The organism is Isoptericola sp. AK164, assembly GCF_029643425.1.
Lineage (GTDB): Bacteria > Actinomycetota > Actinomycetes > Actinomycetales > Cellulomonadaceae > Isoptericola > Isoptericola haloaureus.
Map to the genome: position 1 here is coordinate 61,915 of NZ_CP119106.1, position 24,788 is coordinate 86,702.

General features: G+C 74.2%; 24 protein-coding genes and 2 riboswitches. Of the genes, 14 read left to right on the top strand and 10 right to left on the bottom strand.

What is annotated here, in order from left to right; genetic code table 11:
• Window positions 1-45 precede the first annotated feature (45 nt).
• Entirely contained in the window at window positions 46-1,242 is a 1,197-nt protein-coding gene (locus PO879_RS00315) for an aminotransferase class I/II-fold pyridoxal phosphate-dependent enzyme (protein ID WP_278235954.1), read from the top strand.
• Between the two features lie 56 nt (window positions 1,243-1,298).
• Here PO879_RS00315 and PO879_RS00320 read toward each other — a convergent pair whose 3' ends face one another.
• Window positions 1,299-1,643: a hypothetical protein gene (locus tag PO879_RS00320; protein WP_278235955.1), complete on the bottom strand. Its 345-nt coding sequence runs from the start codon at window positions 1,641-1,643 to the stop codon at window positions 1,299-1,301.
• Window positions 1,644-1,826: 183 nt separating this feature from the next.
• Here PO879_RS00320 and PO879_RS00325 point away from each other — a divergent pair, with 183 nt between their 5' ends.
• The 8 genes from PO879_RS00325 to PO879_RS00360 all read left to right on the top strand — a co-directional run bounded on the left by PO879_RS00325 (window position 1,827) and on the right by PO879_RS00360 (window position 9,716).
• Entirely contained in the window at window positions 1,827-2,735 is a 909-nt protein-coding gene (locus PO879_RS00325; protein ID WP_278235956.1) for a LysR family transcriptional regulator, read from the top strand.
• Window positions 2,736-2,816: 81 nt separating this feature from the next.
• A riboswitch (glycine riboswitch) is annotated at window positions 2,817-2,912 on the top strand.
• 136 nt (window positions 2,913-3,048) lie between these two features.
• Complete coding sequence (gene gcvP, locus PO879_RS00330) at window positions 3,049-5,949, top strand: aminomethyl-transferring glycine dehydrogenase (RefSeq protein WP_278235957.1); 2,901 nt, start codon at window positions 3,049-3,051, stop codon at window positions 5,947-5,949.
• Between the two features lie 7 nt (window positions 5,950-5,956).
• Window positions 5,957-7,111, top strand: a complete 1,155-nt coding sequence (gene gcvT, locus PO879_RS00335; protein ID WP_278235958.1) for a glycine cleavage system aminomethyltransferase GcvT — start codon at window positions 5,957-5,959, stop codon at window positions 7,109-7,111.
• Window positions 7,112-7,168: 57 nt separating this feature from the next.
• Window positions 7,169-7,537 (top strand): glycine cleavage system protein GcvH, encoded by a 369-nt coding sequence (gene gcvH / locus PO879_RS00340; protein WP_278235959.1) that lies wholly within the window; start codon window positions 7,169-7,171, stop codon window positions 7,535-7,537.
• A 273-nt stretch (window positions 7,538-7,810) separates the two neighbouring features.
• On the top strand, window positions 7,811-8,044 hold the full coding sequence (locus PO879_RS00345; RefSeq protein ID WP_278235960.1) for a LuxR C-terminal-related transcriptional regulator: 234 nt from the start codon (window positions 7,811-7,813) through the stop codon (window positions 8,042-8,044).
• 118 nt (window positions 8,045-8,162) lie between these two features.
• The gene (locus PO879_RS00350) at window positions 8,163-8,582 is read left to right on the top strand and encodes an NUDIX domain-containing protein (RefSeq protein ID WP_278235961.1); all 420 of its coding nucleotides are present in this window, start codon (window positions 8,163-8,165) and stop codon (window positions 8,580-8,582) included.
• A 289-nt stretch (window positions 8,583-8,871) separates the two neighbouring features.
• Complete coding sequence (locus tag PO879_RS00355) at window positions 8,872-9,435, top strand: MOSC domain-containing protein (RefSeq protein ID WP_278235962.1); 564 nt, start codon at window positions 8,872-8,874, stop codon at window positions 9,433-9,435.
• A 62-nt stretch (window positions 9,436-9,497) separates the two neighbouring features.
• Window positions 9,498-9,716, top strand: coding sequence for a hypothetical protein (locus tag PO879_RS00360; protein ID WP_278235963.1), 219 nt, complete (start codon window positions 9,498-9,500; stop codon window positions 9,714-9,716).
• A gap of 157 nt (window positions 9,717-9,873) precedes the next feature.
• On the opposite strand, the gene PO879_RS00365 is transcribed toward PO879_RS00360, so the two are convergent.
• The 4 genes from PO879_RS00365 to PO879_RS00380 all read right to left on the bottom strand — a co-directional run bounded on the left by PO879_RS00365 (window position 9,874) and on the right by PO879_RS00380 (window position 15,315).
• Window positions 9,874-10,374, bottom strand: coding sequence for an FBP domain-containing protein (locus PO879_RS00365; protein WP_278235964.1), 501 nt, complete (start codon window positions 10,372-10,374; stop codon window positions 9,874-9,876).
• A 272-nt stretch (window positions 10,375-10,646) separates the two neighbouring features.
• A complete protein-coding gene (gene metE / locus PO879_RS00370) occupies window positions 10,647-13,097 on the bottom strand; it encodes a 5-methyltetrahydropteroyltriglutamate--homocysteine S-methyltransferase (RefSeq protein WP_278235965.1) in 2,451 nt (816 codons plus the stop codon).
• Window positions 13,098-13,189: 92 nt separating this feature from the next.
• The gene (locus tag PO879_RS00375; RefSeq protein ID WP_278235966.1) at window positions 13,190-14,206 is read right to left on the bottom strand and encodes a methylenetetrahydrofolate reductase; all 1,017 of its coding nucleotides are present in this window, start codon (window positions 14,204-14,206) and stop codon (window positions 13,190-13,192) included.
• Between the two features lie 5 nt (window positions 14,207-14,211).
• Window positions 14,212-14,319, bottom strand: a riboswitch (SAM riboswitch).
• Between the two features lie 93 nt (window positions 14,320-14,412).
• On the bottom strand, window positions 14,413-15,315 hold the full coding sequence (locus tag PO879_RS00380) for an NADP-dependent oxidoreductase (protein ID WP_278235967.1): 903 nt from the start codon (window positions 15,313-15,315) through the stop codon (window positions 14,413-14,415).
• Between the two features lie 140 nt (window positions 15,316-15,455).
• Between PO879_RS00380 and PO879_RS00385 the strand changes: the two genes are divergently transcribed.
• Window positions 15,456-16,661 carry an NYN domain-containing protein gene (locus tag PO879_RS00385; RefSeq protein ID WP_278235968.1) on the top strand — a complete coding sequence of 402 codons (1,206 nt, stop codon included), beginning with the start codon at window positions 15,456-15,458 and terminating at the stop codon, window positions 16,659-16,661.
• A gap of 59 nt (window positions 16,662-16,720) precedes the next feature.
• On the top strand, window positions 16,721-17,368 hold the full coding sequence (locus tag PO879_RS00390; protein ID WP_278235969.1) for a lysophospholipid acyltransferase family protein: 648 nt from the start codon (window positions 16,721-16,723) through the stop codon (window positions 17,366-17,368).
• Window positions 17,369-17,403: 35 nt separating this feature from the next.
• On the opposite strand, the gene PO879_RS00395 is transcribed toward PO879_RS00390, so the two are convergent.
• Window positions 17,404-18,552 (bottom strand): phosphatase domain-containing protein, encoded by a 1,149-nt coding sequence (locus PO879_RS00395; RefSeq protein WP_278235970.1) that lies wholly within the window; start codon window positions 18,550-18,552, stop codon window positions 17,404-17,406.
• A 76-nt stretch (window positions 18,553-18,628) separates the two neighbouring features.
• Here PO879_RS00395 and PO879_RS00400 point away from each other — a divergent pair, with 76 nt between their 5' ends.
• Both PO879_RS00400 and PO879_RS00405 read left to right on the top strand, forming a co-directional pair.
• A complete protein-coding gene (locus tag PO879_RS00400; protein ID WP_278235971.1) occupies window positions 18,629-19,087 on the top strand; it encodes a hypothetical protein in 459 nt (152 codons plus the stop codon).
• Between the two features lie 29 nt (window positions 19,088-19,116).
• Window positions 19,117-19,566, top strand: coding sequence for a hypothetical protein (locus PO879_RS00405; RefSeq protein ID WP_278235972.1), 450 nt, complete (start codon window positions 19,117-19,119; stop codon window positions 19,564-19,566).
• Here PO879_RS00405 and PO879_RS00410 read toward each other — a convergent pair.
• From PO879_RS00410 to PO879_RS00420, 3 genes are all read right to left on the bottom strand, one after another.
• Window positions 19,563-20,153, bottom strand: coding sequence for a DNA-3-methyladenine glycosylase I (locus tag PO879_RS00410; RefSeq protein WP_278235973.1), 591 nt, complete (start codon window positions 20,151-20,153; stop codon window positions 19,563-19,565). The genes PO879_RS00405 and PO879_RS00410 overlap by 4 nt on opposite strands.
• A 14-nt stretch (window positions 20,154-20,167) precedes the next feature.
• A complete protein-coding gene (locus tag PO879_RS00415; protein WP_278235974.1) occupies window positions 20,168-21,373 on the bottom strand; it encodes a beta-ketoacyl-[acyl-carrier-protein] synthase family protein in 1,206 nt (401 codons plus the stop codon).
• A gap of 180 nt (window positions 21,374-21,553) precedes the next feature.
• A complete protein-coding gene (locus PO879_RS00420; RefSeq protein ID WP_278235975.1) occupies window positions 21,554-22,075 on the bottom strand; it encodes an O-acetyl-ADP-ribose deacetylase in 522 nt (173 codons plus the stop codon).
• Window positions 22,076-22,248: 173 nt separating this feature from the next.
• On the opposite strand from PO879_RS00420, the gene PO879_RS00425 reads away from it, so the two are divergent.
• Entirely contained in the window at window positions 22,249-23,574 is a 1,326-nt protein-coding gene (locus PO879_RS00425; protein WP_278235976.1) for a DUF2254 domain-containing protein, read from the top strand.
• On the opposite strand, the gene PO879_RS00430 is transcribed toward PO879_RS00425, so the two are convergent.
• Window positions 23,537-24,712 (bottom strand): substrate-binding domain-containing protein, encoded by a 1,176-nt coding sequence (locus tag PO879_RS00430; protein ID WP_278235977.1) that lies wholly within the window; start codon window positions 24,710-24,712, stop codon window positions 23,537-23,539. The genes PO879_RS00425 and PO879_RS00430 overlap by 38 nt on opposite strands.
• Between the last annotated feature and the right edge of the window lie 76 nt (window positions 24,713-24,788).

Genomic DNA, 24,788 nt, shown 5'->3' on the forward strand with positions numbered 1-24,788 from the left:
CGCAGGTCTGCGACGTCCGGCGGGCCGGACGGGCATCATGGGGGCATGAAGGTCTCGCGCCGCAGCCAGGTCCCGCCGTTCGCCGTGATGGAGGTCCTGGCCGCCGCCAACACGCGACGCAGCGCCGGGCACGACGTCCTCAACCTCTGCGCGGGCGAGCCGTCGACGGGGGCGTCCGACGTCGTGCGCGAACGCGCCGCGGAGATCCTGCGGCGCGCCGACCTCGGCTACACCGAGGCGATGGGTGTGCCCGCCCTGCGCGAGGAGATCGCCGGGCACTACCGGCGGTGGTACGGCCTCGACGTCGACCCGGGCCGGATCGCCGTGACCACGGGGTCCAGCGGCGGGTTCGTGCTGACGTTCCTGGCCGCGTTCGACGTCGGGGACCGCGTCGCGCTCGCCCGGCCGGGCTACCCCGCGTACAAGAACATCCTGGCGGCGCTGGGCTGCGAGGTCGTCGAGATCGACTGCGGCCCCGAGACGCGGTACCAGCCCACGGTCGCCCAGCTCGACCAGGTGACGGCCGACGGTCCGCTCGCCGGTCTGATCGTGGCGTCCCCGGCGAACCCGACGGGCACGATGATCCCCCCGGCCGAGCTCGACGCGGTCGCCCGCTGGTGCGCCGACCACGAGGTCCGGCTGGTCAGCGACGAGATCTACCACGGCATCGCCTACGGCACCGAGCTCGGCCAGGCCACGGCGGCCGTGCACGACGGGCGGGGCGCCGTCGTCGTCAACTCGTTCTCCAAGTACTGGGCGATGACGGGGTGGCGGCTCGGCTGGCTCGTGCTGCCCGAGGAGCTGGTCGCCCCGGTCGGGGCGCTGGCCGGCAACGTGGCGCTCTCCCCTCCCGCCCTGGCCCAGCACGCGGCGATCGCCGCCTTCTCCCCCGCCGGCTACCAGGCGGCGGCCGACAACGTCACGCGCTACCGCGCCTCGCGGGCCGCGCTGCTGGAGCGCCTGGACGAGCTGGGCTGGCGGCCGGTGGCCCCGGCGGACGGCGCGTTCTACCTGTACGGCAACATCTCGCGGTTCGGCCTGGACGCGGTCACGTACTGCTCGCGGCTGCTGGCCGAGGCGGACGTCGCGATCACGCCCGGGACCGACTTCGACGGCCGCGCGGGCGGCGACTGGGTCCGGCTGTCGTTCGCTGCCGACCCGTCGACCGTCGCGCGGGCGGTCGACCGCATCGTGGCCTGGCAGGACGGGCTGGTGCGCACGGACGGCGTGCCCCGGACATGACAGCGCCCCCGCACCGGGACGATCCCGGAGGGGGGCGGTCGGCGGGTCGGGTCCGCCTACCGCAGCACGGGAGGGGCGACGGCGCCGACGTGCTCGGCCGCGGGTTCGCGGGGGGCGACGTCCACGCGGGTCACGGCGCGGCCGGTGCGGCGGGCCTTGCGGATGACCGCGAGGGCCTGCACGCCGATGACCATCCAGGCCACGTTGGCGAAGACCGAGGGCCAGACGCCCTCGACGGCGGCCACGAGGAACAGCGTGGAGGTGGCCGTCAGGTTGGCCACCTGGAACGGCAGGGAGTTCGGGGCCCAGCGACCCTTCGAGACCATCGCATACGCGACGAGTCCGATCAGAGCTCCGAACCACCCGAGCCCGGTGATGACGAGCGACAGGGTCTGCGACATGCTTAGCCTCCTTCACAGGTGTGGGGACGGACGTGTCCTGGGACGCGCCGTTGTGGGGGGTGCGCCGGGGTCCGGCCCGAGGGGCGGAAAGCGTGTGCTTCCAGCGGCGCGGGCACCATTCTGGAACACGAATCCGCTTCAGGACAATCGAACAAAACTTTTGAAGCAGGTTAGTATCTCTACATGGCCACCGACCCACGAAGACTTGCCTTCCTCCTTGCCGTGCACCGGTCGGGAGGCGTGCTCGCGGCAGCAGATCTTCTGCATGTCACCCCCTCGGCGGTGTCCCAGCAGATCGCCCGTTTAGAGGCCGAGGAGGGCTTTCCCGTCCTCGACCGCGGCCCCCGAGGCGTGAGCCTGACCCCGGCCGGCCGGGTGCTGGCCGACGCCGCCGAACGCATCGAGGCCGAGCTCCTGGAGGCCCACCAGGAGATCGCCAACCTCGGCGAGGGTGTGAGCGGCACGGTGACCATCGGCGCGTTCCAGTCCGCGATCCGGTCCGTCGTCGCCCCGTTGCTCGGACCGTTCGCCGAGAACTACCCCGGCGTCACCCTGGACGTGCGCGAGCACGAGCCGGCGGACGCCATCCGCATGCTGCGGGGTGGTGACCTCGACGTCGTCCTGCTCGAGCGCGACGTCGAGGTCGACTCCCCCGCGCCCCGCGGCGCGCACGACATCCCCCTGCTCGACGAGCCCTGGCTGCTCGTCGTGCCGTCCGCGCTGCCCCGACCCGAACGGTTGGACGACCTGCGCGACATGCCGTGGATCGGCGCCGTCCAGAACACCGCGGCGGACCGTGCGCTGCGTCGCCTCGGCCGCACCCTCGGCACCACGCTCAGCGTCCGGCACGCCTACTTCGACTTCGACACCGCGCTCGCCCTGGTGGACGCCGGGCAGGGCATCGCGATGCTGCCGGCGCTCGCCGTGCGCCGCTCCGAGGCTCCCGAGGGGGCCGAGGTCGTCGCCATGCCGGGTCTCGGCACGCGCCGCATCGTGGTGCGCCACCGCTCGACGCGGCACGAGCCGGGCCCCGCCGTGCGTGCCGTCGTCGACACCATGGTGGAGGTCGCCCGCGACCTGGAGCTCACCTGATCCGCTCCCGGCCGGGGGCGGCGCGGGCGGCCGGGTAGACTGGCGGCGCTCGACCGCTCGACCACAACCGAACACGCCGCTCGAACCGTGCCGGGAGAGTCTGCCGCCCGTCGGCAGCGCCGAAGGAGCAAGACCCCTCCCCGGGAATCTCTCAGGCCCCTGTACCGCCACGGTGAGGCAACTCTGGAAAGCGGTCCGCACCGGCGGGCCCGCCGACGGTGCACACCGCGTCGCCACGTGCGGCACGGCCAAACTCTCAGGCCCATGACAGAGCGGGGAGGGTCCCGGCCCACCGACCCTCGGAGCGCTCCTCGTGACCCACTCCCCCTTCGACCCGGACGTCTTCGCCGACCGTCACATCGGACCGCGCGGCGACGAGACCGCCGCGATGCTGGACCAGCTCGGGTACACCGACCTCGACGCGCTCGTCGACGCCGCGGTCCCGTCCGCCATCCGCCAGCCGGACGCGCTGGACCTGCCGCCGGCGCGGACCGAGGCGGAGGTGCTGGACCACCTGCGCGCCGTCGCGGCGAAGAACGTGGTCAAGCGCCAGATGATCGGGCAGGGCTACTACCCGACGTTCACGCCGGCGGTGATCCGTCGGAACGTGCTGGAGTCCCCCGCCTGGTACACGGCCTACACGCCGTACCAGCCGGAGATCTCCCAGGGCCGGCTGGAGGCGCACCTCAACTTCCAGCAGGTGATCGAGGACCTCACGGGGCTGGAGATCGCCGGCGCGTCCCTGCTCGACGAGGCCACCGCCGTGGCCGAGGCCGTCGCCCTGATGTGGCGGGCCTCCCGGGCCAAGCAGGGCTACGTCGTGCTGGACACCGAGCTGTTCGGCCAGTCGCTCGCGGTGACCCGTGGCCGGGCGGAGGCCGTCGGGCTGCCCGTCGTCGTCGCGGACCTCTCCGACGGCCTCGACGCCGGCCTGGAAGCCCTGGAGGCCACCGGGACCGCGCTGCCGGCAGGGAACCTCGTGGGCGTCGTCGTCCAGCAGTCCGGCGCCTCGGGCCGGGTGCTCGACCTGCGCACGGTGGTCGACGAGGCCAAGGCGCGCGGGGCCCAGGTGACGGTCGCGACCGACCCGCTCGCGCTGACGATGCTCCGCTCCCCCGGCGAGCTCGGTGCGGACGTCGCCGTCGGCTCGGCCCAGCGGTTCGGCGTCCCCCTCTTCCACGGCGGGCCGCACGCGGCCTACATCGCCGTGCGCAAGGGCCTGGAACGCCAGCTCCCGGGCCGGCTCGTCGGGGTCTCGGTCGACGCCGACGGCGAGATCGGCTACCGCCTGGCCCTCGCCACCCGCGAGCAGCACATCCGGCGTGAGCGCGCGACGTCGAACATCTGCACCGCGCAGGCGCTGCTGGCCGTGGTGGCCTCGATGTACGCGGTGTACCACGGCCCCGAGGGGCTGCGCGCGATCGGTGAGCGCGTGCACGGCCGGGCGCTGTCGCTGGCCGCGGGGCTGCGGGCGGCCGGTGTCGAGGTCGTCCACGACGAGTTCTTCGACACGGTCCGGGTGGCCGTCCCCGGCCGCGCCCCCGAGGTCGGCGCCGCCGCCGTCGAGGCCGGGTACAACCTGTACATCGACGGTGCGGATCACGTACAGATCGCGTGCGACGAGACCACCACCGCCGACGACGTGGCGGCGCTGCTCGCGTTGTTCGACGCCTCCCCGGCCGACGCCGCCGACGAGGCCGCCCTCGGCGACGCGCTGCTGCGCACCACGGACTACCTGCAGCACCCGGTCTTCCACCGCCACCGGTCCGAGACCGCGATGCTGCGCTACCTGCGGGCGCTGGGCGACAAGGACCTCGCGCTGGACCGCACGATGATCCCGCTGGGCTCGTGCACGATGAAGCTCAACGCGACGGCCGAGATGGAGCCGATCAGCTGGCCGCAGTTCGCCGACCTGCACCCGTACGTCCCGGCCGACCAGGCCCGCGGCTACGCCGAGCTGGTGGGCACGCTCGAGGGGTGGCTGGCCGAGATCACCGGCTACGCCGCGGTGTCCGTGCAGCCCAACGCCGGCTCCCAGGGCGAGCTCGCGGGGCTGCTGGCGATCCGGGCCTACCACGCCTCGCGCGGCGAGGAGCAGCGTGACGTGGTGCTCATCCCGGCCTCGGCCCACGGGACCAACGCGGCCTCGGCGACGCTGGCCGGTCTGCGCGCGGTGGTCGTCAGGACCGCCGCCGACGGCGAGATCGACCTGGACGACCTGCACGCCGCGCTCGCCAAGCACGACGGTCGCGTGGCCGGGATCATGATCACCTACCCCTCCACCCACGGCGTCTACGAGCCGCACGTCCAGGATGTGTGCGCTGCAGTACACGACGCGGGTGGTCAGGTGTACATCGACGGCGCGAACCTCAACGCGCTCGTCGGCCTGGCCCGGCCGGGACGGTTCGGCGGCGACGTGTCGCACCTGAACCTGCACAAGACGTTCTGCATCCCGCACGGCGGGGGAGGACCCGGCGTCGGCCCGGTCGGCGTCGCCGAGCACCTCGTGCCGTTCCTGCCCGGCGACCCCACGCCGTCGGGCACGGGGGAGCCGCAGCCGGCCGGCGCGGTGCCGCCCGTCTCCGCGACTCGCCACGGCTCGGCCGGCATCCTGCCGATCTCGTACGCCTACCTGGCGCTCATGGGACCCGACGGGCTCACCTCGGCCACCGAGCACGCGGTGCTGACCGCCAACTACGTCGCCTCCCGCCTCGCCCCGCACTACCCGGTGCTCTACACGGGCGACCACGGACTGGTCGCGCACGAGTGCATCCTCGACCTGCGCGACATCACCGCGGAGACCGGCGTGACCGTCGACGACGTCGCCAAGCGGCTCATCGACTTCGGCTTCCACGCCCCGACGGTGGCGTTCCCCGTGGCGGGCACGCTCATGGTCGAGCCGACCGAGTCCGAGGACCTCGGCGAGCTCGACCGGTTCGTCGACGCGATGATCGCCATCCGCGGCGAGATCGACGCCGTCGCGGCCGGCCGGTGGCCGCTCGAGGACTCGCCGCTGCGCAACGCGCCGCACACGGCCGCATCGGTCATGGTGGACCAGTGGGACCACCCGTACACGCGCGAGCAGGCGGCGTTCCCCGTGGCGAGCCTGCGCCGCGGCAAGTACTGGCCGCCGGTGCGCCGGATCGACCAGGCGCACGGCGACCGCAACCTGCAGTGCTCCTGCCCGCCCGTCGACGCCTACGCGGAGAGCTGAGGGACCCATGACCACCAAGAAGTCGCCGCTGCACGACGAGCACGTCGCCCTCGGTGCCCACCTGACCGCGTTCGGGGGGTGGGACATGCCCCTGCGGTACACCTCCGACCTGGCCGAGCACCGGGCGGTGCGCGGCGCGGCGGGCCTGTTCGACCTGTCGCACATGGGCGGGATCAGCGTGACCGGCCCGGAGGCCGCGGCGTTCCTCGACCACGCGCTGGTCGGGAACTTCTCGGCGCTGCGCCCGATGCGGGCGCGCTACACGATGATCTGCGCCGACGACGGGGGAGTGCTGGACGACCTCATCGTCTACCACAACGGCACCGACGAGTACTTCGCCGTGCCCAACGCGGCGAACGCGGACGCCGTGCTCGTGGCGATGCTGGAGCGCGCGGCCGGGTTCGACGTCGCCGTGCGGGACATCTCCGCGAGCCTCGCCCTGATCGCCGTGCAGGGTCCGCGCGCCGAGGAGATCCTGCGCGAGGTCCTCACCGAGGATCCTGAGATCTCCGGCGGGACGGCGCTGGACGACCTGCGCTACTACGCCTGCCTCGGGATGCGGTTCGGCGCCGAGGGCGTCCTGGTGGCTCGTACCGGGTACACCGGCGAGGACGGGTTCGAGATCTGGGTCGACACCCCGCACGCCGTCGCGCTGTGGCGGGCGCTGCTCGCCGCCGGCGAGCCGTACGGACTCGTCCCCGCCGGGCTGGCGGCCCGCGACTCGCTCCGGCTCGAGGCCGGCATGCCGCTGTACGGCAACGAGCTCGACACCACCACGACGCCCTACGACGCGGGGGCCGGCCGCATCGTCAAGCTCGACAAGGCGCACGACGACGGCACGCCGGTCGACTTCGTCGGGCGCGAGGCCCTGGCAGCCCGCAGCGAGGCCGACCCGGAGCGCGTGCTCGTCGGCCTGCGCGGGACCGGACGCCGTCCCGCGCGCTCCGGGTACACCGTCGTGCGCACCACCGACGGCGGCGGCGTGGGGGAGCAGGTCGGCACGGTCACCTCCGGGGTGCCCTCGCCGACGCTCGGCCACCCGGTCGCCATGGCGTACGTGCGCCCCGACGTCGCCGCGGAGGGGACCGAGCTCGCCGTCGACGTGCGCGGCCGGGCCGAACCGTTCGTGGTGACGGCCATGCCGTTCTACCGTCGCGGCTGAGCGTCGACCGACCCCCCCGTCCCCGAAGACCCCGTCCTGCAACCGAGGAGCCCCAGCATGGCCGACTACCCCAGCACCCTGCGTTACTCCGTCGAGCACGAGTGGATCGACGACGGCACCCCGGCGACCGTCGGCGTGACCTCCTTCGCCGTCGAGGCGCTCGGCGACGTCGTCTACCTCGAGCTGCCCGAGGTGGGCGCCGAGATCGAGGCCGGCACCGTCGTCGGCGAGATCGAGTCCACCAAGTCCGTCTCCGAGCTGTACTCGCCCGTGTCCGGGACCGTCGTCGAGGTGAACGACACGGCGGTCGACGACCCGGCCCTGGTCAACTCCGAGCCGTTCGGCGCGGGCTGGCTGTTCAAGGTCGAGGTGTCCGGCGAGGGCCAGCTCCTCAGTGCCGAGGAGTACGCCCAGCACGCCGGATGACGGCGTCCGGAGGCACTCCGGCGATGTCGTGATCGAATCGTGATGTAGGTTCGGGGAACTCGCGGCCATGACCCTCTTCGCGCCTCTGACCTGCGATGACGACGGGTCGCGGAGGGGTGGCCCGGTGCCGCAGGGGTGTCGTGACGGGGGTCGTGGCGCCGTTCCTCGACGTGACCCGCGTCATGAAGAGGCTCCGTTCCCCTCTCACATCCATGACGGCAGATCCCCAGGTCGATCGTCAGCGATCGGCGGCCGTCATGGAGGAACGGAACGATGAGTGCTATCGAACTGGAGCGCCCCTCGCTCAGCCCGAGCCTGACGCGCCGGGAGCAGGTCGTGCTGTCGAACTTGTCCGAGGACGTGACGCTGGAGCAGATCGCCAGCAAGCTCTACGTGACGCGCAACACGGTGAAGTCGCAGGTGCGCAGCGTCTACCGCAAGCTCGGGGTCTCCACCCGGGCCGACGCTGTCGCCTGGGCTCGCCGGGCCGGCCTCGGGTCGAGCTGATCCGCGGCGACGGACGCCTCGCCACCTAGTCGGGGGATGTCGGTGGCGAGGAACGTCCGTCGCAGGAGTGTGACGTCGACGACGGCACGAGTGCGCCGCGGGATGACAGACTCCCGCCATGACTCGTCGCCTCGTCGTCGCCGCCGCGATCGTCGACGCCACCGAGCGTCCGCGTCGTCTGCTCGCCGCGCGACGGTCGCAGCCCGCCGAGCTGGCCGGACGCTGGGAGTTCCCCGGCGGCAAGGCCGAGCCGGGGGAGCACCCCGTCGACGCCCTGCACCGTGAGCTGCACGAGGAGCTCGGGGTCGGGGTCGACCTCGGCGACGAGGTCGTGGGTCCCGACGACGGCGGCTGGTTCATCACCGACCGGCACGTGCTGCGGCTCTGGTTCGCCCGCGTGGTCTCCGGGGCTCCGGAACCGCTCGTCGAGCACGACGAGCTGCGCTGGCTGGACGCCGGCTCCCTGTGGGACGTGCACTGGCTCGACGGGGACGTGCGGATCGTCGAGGAGCTCGCGCAGACCCTCCAGCCGAGGTAGGCAAGATCCGGCCGAGGTAGGCAACGTTCGGCCGAGGTAGGCAACGTTCGGCCGAGGTAGGCAACGTTCGGCCGAGGTAGGCAACGTTCGGCCGAGGTAGGCAAGATCCGGCCGAGGTAGGCAACGTTCGGCCGAGGTAGGCAACGTTCGGCCGAGGTAGGCAACGTTCGGCCGAGGTAGGCAACGTTCGGCCGAGGTAGGCAACGTTCGGCCGAGGTAGGCAACGTCAGCCTGTCCGACGGCGGCACCGACTCATCGTCGAGAGCCGGACGGTGCGAGACTCGGGCGCATGGCGGCCTTCGAGTACGCGGTCGAGATCGAGCACCTGCTCGTGTCTCCCGAGCACGCCTACTTCGGTCGGCCCCGCGACGGCGCCGCGCACGTGCCGACGTCGGACCGGGACGAGGCGGAGGTCGTCGCCGGGAAGGGGATCGTGGGGGACCGGTTCTTCGGCAAGGCGGCGCACATGGACGCCGCGGTCACCGTGTTCGCCGCCGAGGCCCTCGAGGAGATCGCCCGCGAGCTGGGGACCGGGCCCCTCGACCCGCTGCTGACCCGCCGGAACGTCGTGCTCCGTGGAGCCCAGCTCGCGCCGCTGATCGGGCACGAATTCACGCTCCGGTCCCGGGACGCCACCGTGACCCTGCACGGCGGCCGCCCGGCGAACCCGTGCCCGTGGATGGACCGCATGCTGGCCCCGGGTGTGCACGCCGCGATGCGGGGTCGTGGGGGAGTGCGGTGCACGCCGGTCTCCGACGGGGTGCTGCGGCGAGGACCTGCGGTGCTGGTCAGCCCCGTGGCGCTCGATCCGTCACGCGCGGGGGAGGCCGTGCGGCGGCCGCGACTGCCGTGACGTCCTGACAGCGACGGCGGACGGCGCGGCGTCGCCCGGACGGTGCGGGCTACGCTGGTCCCATGAGCGACTTCCAGGTCAACCGCGCCCCGCAGAACGACGCCCCCGGGGCCATGCTCGGGCGCATCATCGTCTCCTTCGTGCTCTTCGTCGCGGGGCTGGTCCTCATCGGTGTCGGCGCGGTCGCCGACCCCTCGCTCGCCCCGTTCGTGTTCACCGGCGGCATCGTCGCGGTCGGGCTGGCCTTCGGCCTGCCGATGATCGGCGGCACCGAGCGCTGACCGCACGTCCGTTGTGGGCATGAAATCTGCAGTCCTGAGCCGCTCAGGACTGCAGATTTCATGCCCACAACGGCGAGCGGGTGACGCAACGGCGAGCGGGTGACGCGACGGTGAGCGGGTGACGCGACGGTGAGCGGGTGACGCGACGGTGAGCGGGTCAGACGGTGCTGCGCACCTGCTCCACGAACGCGGTCACGCGCGAGGTGAGCCCGGCGATGCGGCGCTCGACGACGGCGGCACGGGCGCCGTCGTCGTCGGCCCCGGCCTCGGCCAGGGTCGGGCGACGCCGCACGTTGCGTGAGCACCGGAAGTCGGTGCAGATCAGCGTGCCGATGGTGTTGCCCTTGCGGCCGGACGCCCCGCCGCGCCGGGCGACGAACATCGCGACGTCGCCGGGGTCGCCGGCGTGCTCGCACCAGGCGCACATCGCGGAGCGCCGGTTGCCGGTCTCGGGGGCGCGCAGGATGATGCCGGTCGGTGCCCCGTCGATCTCGGCGACGACGTAGGCGGCGAGCGGCTGCTTGCGGTCGCGCCAGCCGAGGTACTCGAGGCGGTCCCACCGCTGGGCCTCGAGGTCGGGCGGGAGCAGGCGCTGGCGCTCGCTGCGGGTGGCGTTGACGAGGGCAGCGCGGAGCTGGGTCTCGGTGAGGGGAATCATGGGTCGGCTTTCGGTGAGCGGGGTCAGGGCAGGCTGGAACCCGGGCCCCGCGCCGACCGGCCGATCCCGGCTGTCAGCGTCGTGGGGCCCGCGGGGCGGCGTCGGCCGAGCAGGCCTCCGCGGCCACCCCGCTCCCTGTGACGCGCTGCATCACTCGCTCCTCGGTGTCGGACTCTCCGGTGGCCCACCCGGACGGCGGGCCGCCTGCGATCGTCACACAGGCGGCCCGCCACGTCCAGGCCGTTCTCCCGAGCCGTCGGCCCCGCGAGCGGTCAGAGGCCGGCGCGCACCGTCCGCGCCGCCTCGACGAGGTGCCGCAGCGACGGCTCGACCTCGGCGTACCCGCGGGTCTTGAGCCCGCAGTCGGGGTTGACCCACACCAGCGCCGGGTCGATCGACGACGCCGCGAGCCCGAGCAGCTCGGTGACCTCCGCCGTCGACGGCACCCGGGGGGAGTGGATGTCGTAGACGCCGGGGCCGACGCCGCGGGCGTACCCGGCCTCGTGCAGCTCGGGGACGACCTCCATGCGTGAGCGCGCCGCCTCGATGGAGGTCACGTCGGCGTCCAGGCCGTCGATCGCGCCGATGACCTCGCCGAACTCGGAGTAGCACAGGTGGGTGTGCACCTGGGTCGACGCGGCGGCCCCGGCCGTGGCCAGGCGGAACGACCCCACCGACCACGCCAGGTAGGCGGGCTGGTCCGCGCGCCGCAGCGGCAGCAGCTCGCGCAGCGCCGGCTCGTCCACCTGGACGACGGCGGTCCCGGCGGCCTCGAGGTCGCTCACCTCGTCGCGCAGGGCGAGCGCCACCTGGTTCGCGGTGTCCGCCAGGGGCTGGTCGTCGCGCACGAACGACCAGGCCAGGATCGTCACCGGCCCCGTGAGCATGCCCTTGACCGGCTTCGACGTCAGGGACGCGGCGTACCGGGTCCACTCGACCGTCATCGGCGCCGGGCGGGTCACGTCACCCCACAGGATCGGCGGGCGCACGCACCGCGACCCGTAGGACTGCACCCAGCCGAGGTCCGTCGTCGCGAACCCGTCGAGCAGCTCGGCGAAGTACTGGACCATGTCGTTGCGCTCCGGCTCGCCGTGCACGAGCACGTCGAGGCCGACGTCCTCCTGCAGCGCGACGACGCGGGCGATCTCCTCGCGCATCGCGGTGCGGTAGGCGTCGTCGGCCAGCTCGCCCTTCGCCCACGCGGACCGGGTCCGGCGGATCTCGGGGGTCTGCGGGAACGACCCGATCGTCGTCGTCGGCAGCAGCGGCAGGTCGAGGCGGTCGCGCTGGGCGGCGACGCGCTCGGTGTGCGCACCCCGCTCGAAGTCGGCCGGGGCGAGGGCGGCCAGGCGCTCGCGCACGGCGGGGACGACGACGCCGGCTGCGGCGGCGCGGTCGGCCAGCGCGGCGCTCGCCTCGTCGAGCTCGGTGCGCACGGACTCCGGTCCGTCGGCGATCGCCCGGGCGAGCACGGTGACCTCGGCGACCTTCTGGTCGGCGAAGGCCAGCCACCGCCGCAGCGCCGGGGTGCGGCCCGCGCGCTCGGCCGCGGGGCCGTCCCAGGTCTCGTCGTCGACGTCGTGCGGGACGTGCAGCAGGGACGTCGAGGTGCCGACGGCGAGCGATCCGGCGCCGAGCCCGCGCAGGGCGTCGAGGGTGCCGAGGCGCGCGGCGAGGTCGGTGCGCCACACGTTGTGCCCGTCGACGACGCCGGCCACGAGCGTCTTGCCGGCCAGGCCCGGCACGGTCCCGTCGGGGCCGGACCCGGTGGGCACCGCGCCCTTGACCAGGTCGATCGCGATCGCGTCGACGTCGGTCGCGGCCAGCAGGGCGAGCCCGTCCCGCGCCGGTGCGCCGTCGGCGCCCGCGGTGGCCAGCCCGCCGAAGGGCGCGGCCACGAGGATGCGCGGCCGCTCCGGGGTGACGTCGAGGGCGTCGTCCGCCGACGCGGGCGCGAGGTCGGTCGCCAGGGCGCGGTAGGCCGACGTGATCGCGGCGTCGACCCGCGCCGGATCGGCGTCCACGGTGTCCGCCACGAGCACGGGCTCGTCGAGCTGGACCCACGGCACGCCCACGGCGGCCAGTGCGCGCAGCAGCTCGGCGTACGCGGCCACGACGTCGTCGAGCCGGTCGAGCGGGTGGAACCCGTCACCGGCGTCGTCGGCCGCCTTCGACAGGGCGAGGAACGTCACCGGGCCGACGAGCGTCGGGCGCGTGGTGACGCCGGCCTCCTTGGCCTCGGCGTACTCGCGCACGATGCGGTGGTCGGCGAACGAGATCGGCGTCGCCTCGCTGATCTCGGGGACGAGGTAGTGGTAGTTCGTGTCGAACCACTTGGTCATCTCCAGCGGGGCGTCCTCGCCGCGGCCGCGGGCGACGGTGAAGTAGCCGTCCAGGTCGAGGGAGTCGTCCTCGTCGTCGATCAGGTCCCGGAACCGGGCCGGGACGGCGCCGAGCAGCGCGACGACGTCGAGCACCTGGTCGTAGTAGGAGAAGGTCCCGGGGACGGACCCGTCGTCGGGGTCGAGGCCGAGCGCGACGAGCCGCTGCACGGTCTCGCGGCGCAGGGCGCCGGCGGCGACCTCGAGGTCGACGACGTCGGTGCGGCCGGCCCAGTAGGCCTCGACGGCGCGCTTGAGCTCGCGGCGACGGCCGATCCGCGGGTAGCCGAGGATCGTGCCGCGGGTGAACGGTGTGGTGTCGGTGGGGGTCGGAGAGGTCATGAGCAGTCCTTTCGCGGGCACGCGGGCGGCCTCTGGGGACGACGGCGCACCCCGGCGACGCGGTCGGCGGCGCGGGGGAGCGGCACGTCGGGTCAGGGGACGGCCGGTGCGGGGGTCGGGATGCTCGGTACCCACGGCCGGCCGGCCAGGTCTCGGACGTCGGGCGCTGCGTCGTCGGGCGTCGTCGTCCGGCCGCCGAGGTGAACACCCTCGAGCAGGTCCAGAGCGGGGCGGTACTTGTTGAACGTGTACACGTGCAGGCCGGGGGCGCCGGCGTCGAGCACGCGCTGGGCGAGCTCGGTGCCGTACGCGGTCCCGTAGGCGTACTGCGCCTCCGGGTCCGGCCGGGCGTCCAGGGCGTCCAGCAGGTGCTGGGGCGCCTGGACGCCGGTGAGCTCCTCGACACGACGGAGCCGACGTGGCTCGGTCGTGGGCAGCAGCCCGGCGAGGATCGGGATCGTCACGCCGGCCGCGCGGGCCTCGGCGACGAAGTCGGTGTACGAGTCGGCCTCGTAGAAGAACTGGGTGATGGCGAAGGAGGCGCCGGCCTGCTGCTTCTCCAGCAGGCGGTGCACCTCCTGGGTGCGGGTCGTCCCGGCCTGGACGTTGCCGTCGGGGAAGGTGGCCACCGCGATCGTCAACGGGCGGGCGGCGCCGCGCACGGCGGCGGCCGGGTCCGCGGCGCAGCGGCGGGCCTCGACCTCGCGCAGCAGGTGCACGAGCTCCACGGCCGAGTGCACGCCGCCGGCCGGGGGGCGCCAGTCGGGCTGGTCCTGCGGCGGGTCGCCGCGCAGCGCGAGGAACGACCGCACGCCGGCCTCGAGGAACTCGTCGACGACCTCCGAGACGTTCTCCCGCGAGGCGCCCACGCAGGTCAGGTGGGCGATCGGCAGCACCGGAGTGCCGGCCAGCAGGCGGGAGACGACGTCGCGGGCGGTGTCGCGGTCGCCGCCGCCGGCGCCGTAGGTCACCGAGACGAAGTCGGGGCGCGCGGCCACGAGCCGGCGTGCCGTCTCCCAGAACCTGGGTGCGGCGTCGGGCCGCCGCGGCGGCATGAGCTCGAAGCTCACCGTCGGGCGGTACGGGTACGTCGGTGCCTCGGCGACCATGCGTCACTCCATCGGGCCTGGTGTTGAGCACCTTCGTCCTCGGGAGGCTTCCGTCGGAGAACGGGTTGCTGCGGCGTCGTCGAGCCAGGACTCTCGGCCGCTCTGGATGGCTTGTCGTCCGACCCTACGGGGCAGTTCATCCCGCGGACAAGCGATGTCGCATGGTGAGACGAATGCGGTGTGGTGGCTGAACGTGGGGAGGCGGCTCAGGGGACGAGCACGACCTTGCCGTCGCCCCGGCCGCTCTCGACCAGCGCGTGGGCGCGTGCCGCCTCGTCGAGCCGCAGGACCTCGCCGAGCGTCGTGGTGAGGTCGCCGCGCGCGAGGGCGGCGACGTCCTCCGCCAGGGCGTCGCGGTCGCGCCGGGCGCCGGAGCTGAAGGTGATCCCGAGGTCGGACGCCGCCGGGTCCGCGATGGTGACGATGCGGTCCGTCCCGCCGCGCAGCGTGATCGAGTCGGGCAGGACGCCCGCGCCGGAGGTGTCCAGCACCGCGTCGACGCCCGACGGCGCCAGGTCCCGCACCCGCTCGACGAGGCCCGGCCCGTAGGTGGTCGCCGTCGCGCCGAGCGTCGTGACGCGATCCTGCTTCGCCGGCGACGCGGTGCCGATCACCGTCGCACCCCGGCGTCGGGCGAGCTGCACGGCGAGCTCGCCCACCGATCCGGACGCGCCGTGCACGAGCAGGGTCTCGCCGTCGGCCACCCCGAGCACACGCAGCGTGCGACGCGCCGTCTCCGCCGAGACCGGCACGGTGACGGCCCGGACCGGGTCGAGGCCGTCCGGGACCGGGGCGAAGATGGAGGTCAGGGCCAGCTCGGCGTACCCGCCGGTGTCGGCGAACCCGACGACGCGGTCACCGGGCCGCACGTCCGTCACGTCGTCGCCGACGGCGTCCACGACGCCCGCGACCTCCAGCCCCGGCACGGCGGGGAACTCCGGCAGGGGGACGCCGGGGATCCGGGCGGCGCGGGTCTTGAGGTCCCAGCCGTTGACGGCGGCTGCCTCGACGCGCACACGGACCTGGCCGGCGGCCGGTTCCGGCGCCGGGACCTCGGCGGGGTGCAGGACCTCGGGTCCGCCGAGCTCGGTGAACACGATCGCGCGCACGGGTTCCTCCTGGGGGCTGCGGACGGCAGGTCCGTCGAGCGTCTCACGACGACGTGACGAGTCCCCGACGGACGAGCGGTCAGGGGCGGCGCCGCTGCGCCGGCCGGGCCCGCCGGGCCCTGGGCCGTAGGGTGGGGGCCATGGAACGTGAAGAGCGCCTGGCCGTCTTCCTCGACTACGAGAACCTGGCGCTCGGCGCCCGGGAGCACCTGGGTGGGATGCAGTTCGACTTCGGTCCGATCGCGGACGCCCTCGCGGTGCGTGGCCGGGTGGTCACCCGCCGGGCGTACGCCGACTGGTCGTACTTCGACGAGGACCGGCGGATGCTGACCCGCCACCAGGTCGAGCTCATCGAGATGCCGCAGCGCATGGGCGCCTCGCGCAAGAACGCCGCCGACATCAAGATGGTCGTCGACGCCATCGAGATGGCGTTCGAGCGCGACTACATCACCACGTTCGTCATGTGCACCGGCGACTCCGACTTCTCGCCGCTGGTCACCAAGCTGCGCGAGCTCGACAAGAACGTCATCGGCGTCGGGGTCGAGAAGTCCACCTCCCGCCTGCTGCCGGGGGCCTGCGACGAGTTCCTCTTCTACGACCGGCTCGAGGGCGTCGACGTCCCCGACGAGACCGAGCAGACCTCCCGCAAGAAGTCCCCGGGCAAGCGCTCCGGGGGCTCGACGACGCGTGGCGGCGGGGGACGCCGCGGCACGGCGTCGTCCGGGGCCACCGAGACCGCCGAGGCCCCGTCGTCGGCCGCGAAGAGCCGCCGGAAGAAGACCGAGCCGACCCCGGAGCCGGCGCCCGAACCCGCCGTCGAGCCCGAGCCCGCTCCGGCACCCGAGGTCGACGAGGACGACGCCCCCGCCGTCGAGCCGGCGACCATGGAGGTCAAGGTCGCCCAGACGCTCGCCGGGCTGCAGGCCTCCTCGTCCGGGTCGGTGACGGCCTCCCAGCTCAAGCGCACCCTGGTGCGCAAGGAGCCGACGTTCAGCGAGTCCGACTACGGGTTCCGGACGTTCACCGAGTTCCTGCGGTACCTCGCCGACCGCGACTTCGTCGTCCTCTCCGACGGTCCGTCGACCGGCGACCCCGTCGTCGAGCTGCCGGCCCAGCCGGACAGCGCGCACGCCTTCGACCTGCTGCGCGTCGTCGTCGGCGAGACCGGGGGCAGCACGCCGCTGTCCGGCCTGAAGAACCTGCTGCGCAAGCAGCGCCCCGACTTCTCGGAGAAGGCGCTCGGCTACCGCGGGTTCCTGCAGTTCTGCAAGGGTGCCGAGGCCGCGGGCGCGGTGCGGCTGGCCTGGGACGACGAGACCGAGGACTACCTCGTCAGCCTGCCCTGACGCCGCGCCGCGAGGTCGGCGCCGAGGGGCGCGGGGAGTCCCTCGGGCACAATGGTCCGGTGACCTACCGCGTCCTGAAGCTCATCCTGTCGCTCCTGGTGTACGTGTTCCTGCGGCCCCAGGTCAACGGACTGCACAACCTGCCGCGGCGCGGGCCGGTCATCCTCGCGAGCAACCACCTGTCGTTCCTCGACTCGATCATCATCCCGCTGGTGACCCCGCGGCACGTCACCTTCATCGCCAAGGCCGAGTACTGGACCGGCCACGGGCTCAAGGGCCGGCTCTCGCGGTGGTTCTTCACCACCATGGGGCACATCCCCGTCGACCGGGAGGATCCCCGGGCCGGGCAGCGGTCCCTGCAGGACGCGCTCCAGGTGCTGCAGCGCGGGGACGCCTTCGGCATCTACCCCGAGGGCACGCGGTCCCGCGACGGGCGGCTGCAGAAGGGGCACACCGGGGTGGCGTGGCTGGCGCTCGCCGGCCCCGCGCCGATCGTGCCCGTGGCGCTGAAGGGGACCGACAAGGTCCAGCCGGTCGGCAAGCGGCTGCCCCGCCCCTACCGCGGGATCCAGGTCGACTTCGGCTCGCCGATCATGCCGCAGCGCCAGCTCCCCGCCGGCATGCGACCGGCGCAGGCGCGCCGCGAGCTGACCGACGAGGTCATGGCGTCGATCCACGCGATGAGCGGCCAGGAGCTCGACGCCTGACCTCCAGGGGCCCCGCCGGGGCCCTGCCGGGTCGGCTACCCGTCCAGCACCCCGGGCAGGCGCCCCAGCCGCTCGGCCAGCACGGCACCGTCGCGGCCCCGGACCACCGGCGTACCGGGCTCCCCGCCGCCGGCCGGGTCCGCCGTCGTCGGCCCCGTCCCTGGTTGTCCGTGGCCCGCGCCCTCGTGCGCGGCGTCGCTCCCGGCGTCGCTCCCGCCCGGGTGCGCGACCTGCCGGATCGCGACCGCGCACACCCGGTCCGGCCAGCGCTGCACGGCGTCGGCGTAGATCTCCGGGTCGTGCTGCCCGTCGTCGCCCACCAGCAGCCACCGCACGTGCGGGAACCAGGACATGAGCAGGTCGATGCTCGCCCGCTTGTGCTGCGGGCCGCTGCGGAACCATCCCGTCAGGGTCGGCCCCCAGTCGGTCAGCAGCAGCGGGCCGGCCGGGTAGCCGCTGCGGGCCAGGAAGGCCCGCAGGGCCGCGGCCGTGTTCCACGCCCCGTTGGAGACGTAGAAGAACCCGGCGTCCGGGTGCGCCTCCTCCAGCGTGCGGTACAGGGCCGCCATCCCCGGCACCGCCCGGCGGGACCCGGCCCGGCGCACGAACGTGTTCCAGGTGGCCAGCAGCGGGCGGGGGACACCGGTCACCAGGGTGGTGTCGTCGATGTCGCTGACGACGCCGAAGCGTGTCGCGCCGTCGAGCACGAGCAGCGGCGCCGGGAGCGAGGGCGCCTCCGGCGACTCCAGGCTCGTCAGCACCGCCTCCTGACGCCCGGCCGGCAGCGTGTCCCCCTCCGGCAGCGTGAGCTCGAGGTCGATGTACCCCGACCGGTCGGTGACGGCGTCGACCTCGTGCGTGCCGACGCGGACCCGGACCGGGCTGTCGGGTGCCGGGACCGTGAGGAAGTGCCGGAACCCGCGTCGCAGCGGACGACGGTCGTCCCGCCGCGCCGCGCCGGCGGGAGCGAGCAGCACGCGCGCCATCACCCGCACCTTCTCCGGCGTGCCGTACCCCGTGTACACGAGCAGGCGCGGGCGCCAGCCGAGCCGGCGCAGCATCCGTCCCACGACGTCGTAGAAGGCGTCCTCGACGACGGCGGCCAGGTGCGGCCGCTGGGACGGGTGCGCCGTCGGCGCCGCGCGCAGGTCGTGGTGCCGTTCGTGCCCCTCGGATCCGTCCATGGCGACATTCGACCAGGTCGGGAGCGACAGCGCGCGTTGCGCTGCGCCGTCGCCGTGCCGGTGGAACGATCGGCGCATGGATCTCGCCGAGCTCACGAAACCGACGACCACCTCCCTGCCGCGGACGATCGCCCGGGTCTGGCTCGGGCTGACCCTGGCCGGCGCCGGCGTCTCGCACCTGACCGTCGCCCGTGAGGAGTTCCAGGCCCAGGTGCCGGGCTGGTTCCCCGTCGACGAGGACGTCACCGTGCTCGCCTCGGGCGTGGTGGAGATCGTCGTCGGCGGCTCGCTCGTGGCGCTGTCGCGGTGGAAGGTGGCCGTTGGCCTCGTCGCCGCGGCGTTCTTCGTCGTGATCTTCCCCGGCAACGTCGCCCAGTGGCTCGAGCACAAGGACGGGTTCGGGCTCGACACCGACGCCAAGCGGTTCGGCCGGCTGTTCTTCCAGCCGGTGCTCGTGGCGCTCGCCCTGTGGTCGACCGGCGCCTGGGCGGCGACGCGGCGGGCGCTGGACGACGGCCGACGCTCCGACGGGTGAGCATCCGCCGCCGTGCCTAGCATGCAGCGATGGGTGACACCGACCTGCCCGACGGCGAGCACACGACTCCTCCCGGCGTCTCCGACGCCACGGTCGAGGCGCTCGGCGCGCTGAGCGAGGCGTTGGAGACGGTCGAGCGCGCCCGTGGCCACCTGTACACGTTCCACCAGCTCACGGGCGAGGCGGACCTGGCGCTCGGCGCCGCCGTCGACCAGCTCCGTGAGGCCGGGCACGACGACGTCGCGCAGCGGATCGCGGACGACCTCGTCGGCCGCAACGTGCTGCCGGGCCGGTGGACCTTCCAGATCGTCGAGGACTACGACGACGGGTACTGGCAGGTGTTCCGCGACCACGAGCGGCGTGCCCGCGAGGAGCTCGTCGGAGGCGTCCGGCACCTGGCCGAGGCGCGGATGAAGCAGGACCGCCGGACCCCCGGGCGCCCGGGGCACGAGGTGTCACCGGCGGACGTCGAGCCCTAACGGCCGGACGCGACGTCCTGACCGGTGACGACGGGGCACGTGGCCAGGTGGTCGTCGACCAGGCCGCACGCCTGCATCGCAGCGTACGCCGTCGTCGGCCCGAAGAACCGGAACCCCTCGGACTTCAGCGCCCTGGCCAGCGCCGTCGACTCCGGGGTGGTGGCCGGGACCTCGGAGGGGGACGCCGGCCGCCGGTCGCGCGGCGGCGGGGCGAAGGACCAGAACAGCTCGTCGAGCGTCCGTCCCGCGGAGTGCAGTGCGACGACGGCGCGCCCGTTGGCCACGGTCGCCTCGATCTTGGCGCGGTTGCGCACGATCCGGGCGTCGTCCATCAGCCGCTCGACGTCGTCGGGCGTCATCGCGGCCACGGCCGGCGGCTCGAACCCGCGGAACACCTCGCGGAACGCCTCGCGCTTGCGCAGGATCGTCAGCCACGACAGCCCCGACTGGAAGCCCTCCAGCGCGATGCGCTCGAGCAGGGCCGCCTCCCCGTGCACCGGGTGGCCCCACTCGGTGTCGTGGTACGCGGCGTAGAGCGGGTCGTCGTCGCCGAAGCACCGGGGCGCGGGACGGTCGGGCTGCGTCATGGCCCCAGCCTGCCCTACGGCGCCGACACCACGAGCGAGGCGCTGTGCCCGCCGAACCCGAAGGCGTCGACCAGGGCGTGCCGCGCCGTCGTCGGCCGCAGCGCGGTCACCACGTCCAGGTCGATCTGCGGGTCGGGCTCCTCGAGGTTGAGGGTCGGGGGCACGGCGCCGTCACGCATCGCGAGCAGGGCGACCAGCGCCCCGAGCGCACCCGAGGCGCCCAAGAGGTGACCGGTCGAGGCCTTCGTGGCCACCACCGGTGGCGGGGTGCCGAACACGCGGCCCAGGGCGCGCGCCTCGTTGAGGTCGCCCGACGGCGTGGAGGTGGCGTGGGCGTGCACGAGGCCGACGTCGCCCGGGTCCAGATCCGCCGACCGCAGCGCCATCCCGATCGTGCGGGCCTGGTTCCCCGGCTCGCCGCCGACGATGTCGTGGGCGTCGGAGGTCAGGGCGCCGCCGGTGACGGCTCCGAGCACCGGTGCCCCGCGGGCCCGCGCGTGCCGCTCGGACTCCAGCACGAGCACGACGCACCCCTCGCCCATGACGAACCCGTCCCGGCCCTGGTCGAACGGGCGGGACGCCTGCTGCGGGGCCTCGTTGCGGGTCGACATCGCCCGTGCCCGGGCGAAGCCGGACAGGCACAGGTCGACGATGCTGGACTCGACCCCGCCGCAGACGACGACGTCGGCGTCCCCGGACCGGATCATCGACCGGGCGGTGAGGATCGCCTCGACCCCGGCCGCGCAGGCGCTCACGGGCGCCCGCGCACCGGCCCGGGCGCCGAGGTCGATCGAGGTCCAGGCGGCAGGGCCGTTCGGCATCACCATCGTGATCGCGTGCGGGCTGACCCGGCGGTGCCCGCCGGTGCGGAACAGGTCCTGCTGGGAGACGGTGGTCCCGAAGCCGCCGTTGGCCGTGCCGACGGCCACCCCGAGCCGTTCGGGCTCGACCTCGGGAAAGCCGGCGTGCTCCCACGCCTGGCGGGCCGCGACGACGGCGAGCTGCTCGCTGCGGTCCGTCCGGCGCCGCAGGGCGGTACCGAGGGGATCCGCGAAGGCGTCGTCGACCTCCGCGGCGATGCGCACCGGGATGTCCTGCGCCCAGTCCTGCGTCAACCGGTCGACGCCGGAGGACCCGGCCGTCAGCGCGTGCCACGTCTCCTTGGTGCTCAGGCCGACGGGGGTCACGGCCCCCAGTCCGGTGATCACCGTCTCGTGCACGCGTCCCCCGTCCTCCTTCGCGCCGTCCGCAGCCCGGCGCAACCTTCTGCGGCCACTGTGCCGCATCCGGGGCGGATGTGCGGGATGGGGCGTCGGCGTGCCGCTGACCTGCAGTTTTATGGAGGACTGGGCGGGGACGATGCGCCAGAGTCGGCACGCCTCGCCCGCTCCAGCGAGGGCTCAGCCTTCCGCGGTGCGGGCGAACGCCTCGCGGACGTCCTGGCTGAACAGCACGAACCGCACCTCGTCCAGCGCCGCCGGGTTCTCGTCGTCCCAGGCGCGGACGGTGTCGACAGCGATCCGCGCGACCTCGTCGGCGTCCCAGCCGTAGACGCCGGCGCTGACGGCCGGGAACGCGAGGGTGCGGGACTTGGCGTCGGCGGCCAGCCCGAGCGACGTGCGGAAGCACGAGGCGAGCAGCTCCGGGTCGGTCTCGCCCTGGTGACGGTTGGGCCCGACGGTGTGCACGACCCAGTCGGCCGGCAGGTCGAAGCCGGGAGTCACGACGGCGTCGCCCACCCCGAGGCCGTCGGGGAGCGTGGAGCGGCGCAGCGCGCGGCAGGCCTCCAGCAGCCGCGGCCCGGCCGCCGCGTGGATCGCGCCGTCCACCCCGCCGCCGCCCAGCAGCGAGGAGTTGGCGGCGTTGACGATCGCGTCGACCTCGACGGTGGTGATGTCGCCCTGCTCGATGGTGATCTGCACGGGTGCGCCTCCTCGGGTGGGGTCCGTCGTCGACACTCTCGACGGTACGCCCTCGGCCCGGCCCCGGTCAGCGGACGCCGGCGTGGACTGAGCCCGAGGGTTCGTCCACGATGACGGGGCACGGCGGGTCACGACGCCGTGCCCCGTCGTCGTGCCCGCCGTACCGTGTGCCCATGATCGCCGCCTGGTTCACCCGCGCCCGGGAGTCGTTCTGGTTCCTGCCGACCGTCCTGGGCGTCGTCGCCCTGGTCGCCGCCAAGAGCCTCGTCGCCGTGGACCGCGTCCTGGCCGAGGCCGGGGTCACCGACGTGCCGATGCTCGACACCCTCAGCGCGGCCGGGAGCAGGGCGGTGCTCACGGCGATCTCGGGGTCGGTCCTGACCGTCGCCGCGACGTCGTTCTCGATCACGATCTCCGTGATGGCGACGACGTCGTCGGTGTACGGGCCGCGGCTGGTGCGCAACTTCATGGCCGACCGCGCCAACCAGGCGGTCCTGGCGGCCTTCACGGGCACCTTCCTCTACGCGCTGGTGGTGCTGGGCGACATCCACCCGGACGAGTCCGGGGAGCCGGTGCCGACGCTGGCGATCCACGCGGCGATCGTGCTGGCGGTGGTCAACGTCGCCGTGCTGGTGTTCTTCATCCACCACATCGCCCAGTCGGTGCAGGTCACGACGCTGGAGCAGCGGGTGCGGCAGGAGCTGGAGACGGCGGTGGACACGGTGTTCCCGGCCGAGCCGGCCGACCACCAGGTGCCGGCGGACCACCCGGTGCACGCTGTCGCCGAGTCGGCGGGGGAGCCGCAGGTGCGCGCGCGGAGCACCGGGTACGTCGAGCACGTCGACCTCGCGGCCCTCGTGCGGCGGGCGCGCGCCTGCGACGGCCTGATCGAGCTCGTCGTCGGCCCCGGTGACCACCTGGTCGAGGGGGAGCCCCTCGCGCGGGTGCGCGGCGACGTCGACGACCTCACCGAGGCCGTCCGCTCCGCCGTCGTCCTCGGGCCGGCTCGCACCCCGCACCAGGACGTCGCCTTCGCGGTGCAGGACCTCACCGAGATGGCGGTGCGCGCCCTGTCGCCGGGGACCAACGACCCCTACACGGCCGCCTCCGCGCTGGACGCGCTCGGGACCGCGCTCGTCCGCGTCGTCTCCCGCTCCCCGGCGCCGCGCGGCCGTGCCGACGCTGAGGGCACGGTGCGCCTGGTCGTGCCGTGGCCGACGGCGGAGGAGCTCGTCCGGTCGGTCGTCACCGCCCTGCGCACCTACGGGCTGGGAGCGCCCGTCGCGCTCGACGCGCTGCTCCGGCTGCTCGACCGGCTCGAGGGCGCGGCCCGGCGACCGGGTGTGCGCGCGGCGCTGCGCGACCAGGTGGAGGTGCTGCGGGCCGCCTACCTGGCGAGCGAGCCGTTGGACGTGGACGCCGCCGCGGTGATGGACCGGCTGGACGCGTTGCGCGGACGCCTCACGACGGCGCCGGACCCGTCGACTCCCGCACGATGAGCTGCGGGCTGATGGCCACGCGGTGCACGGGCCGGGCGGGGTCGGCCAGGCGGCGTGCCACCAGGTCGACGGCGGCGCGGCCCACCCAGGCCCGCGGCGGCCGGACCGCCGTCAGGGCCGGGCTGAACAGCTCGGCCACCTCGTCGTCGTAGGAGGCGACGGACAGGTCGCCCGGGACGGAGAGACCGTGGTCCACGGCGCGCTGCACCACGGCCGAGGCCTCCGGGTCCGAGTGCACCAGCAGCGCCGTCGTGCCGGAGGCCACGACGGTCTCGACGACCTCGTCGACGACGCCCGCGAACTCCGGGGTGCGGCGGTCGGGGGCGAGGCGTTCGAAGTGCTCGTCGGTGGTCAGCCCGAGCTCGGCGCAGGCCGCACGCCACCCCGCGGCCACCTTCCGGGACGTGGGGGACTGGCGCGACAGCACGAGGCCGACGCGGCGGTGGCCGAGGTCGGCCAGGTGGTGCACCGCCATCAGGGCGCCGAGGGCGTGGTCGGAGACGACCGACTCCAGGGCCTCCCGGTGCGGGGCCAGGGCGGCCTCGCGCTCGACGAGGACGTGCGGCAGCCCGCTGTCGACCAGCCACCGCGCGGCCTCGGCGCCGTGGCCGGCGTCGGTCCGCGGGGCCACGATCAGGGCGTCGGCCGCCACCGACCGGGCCAGCCGCTCCAGCGTGGGGCGTTCGTCCGTCGTGTCGTAGGAGGACCCGCGCAGGACGATCCGCAGGCCGTGGCGGCGGGCCTCGACCTCCATGCCGCGCACGACCCCGGGCCAGTAGTAGTCGAGCGAGGGCACGAGGACACCGATCGTCCCCGTGCTCGAGGCCGGGCCGACCGCGCCGGGGGTGTCCGACGGCGTCGCCGACGGCGCGGGCCCGGTGCCCGGGGCTGCCGGCGGTCCGGGCGCCCGGCCCGCCGGTGCCCCCGGGGTGCCCACCGCCACCGCGCCGCCGTGCACGCGCCGCAGCAGCCCCTCGCTCTCGAGCTGGCCGATGTCCCGGCGGATCGTCACCGCGGTGACGTCGAGCTCGGCGGTCAGGTCGGCGACGCGGACGACGCCGTCGCGTTCCAGCGCCGCGAGCAGGTGTGCGCGGCGCTCCGCCGGGAGCGTGGAGCGGTGTTCGGGCCCGGAGCTCACACGTCCTCCTCGATCGACGGCGCCGGCCGGCGCGCACGGTGCTGGAGGTCAGGGTGCCACGACCGGGCAGCGAGGG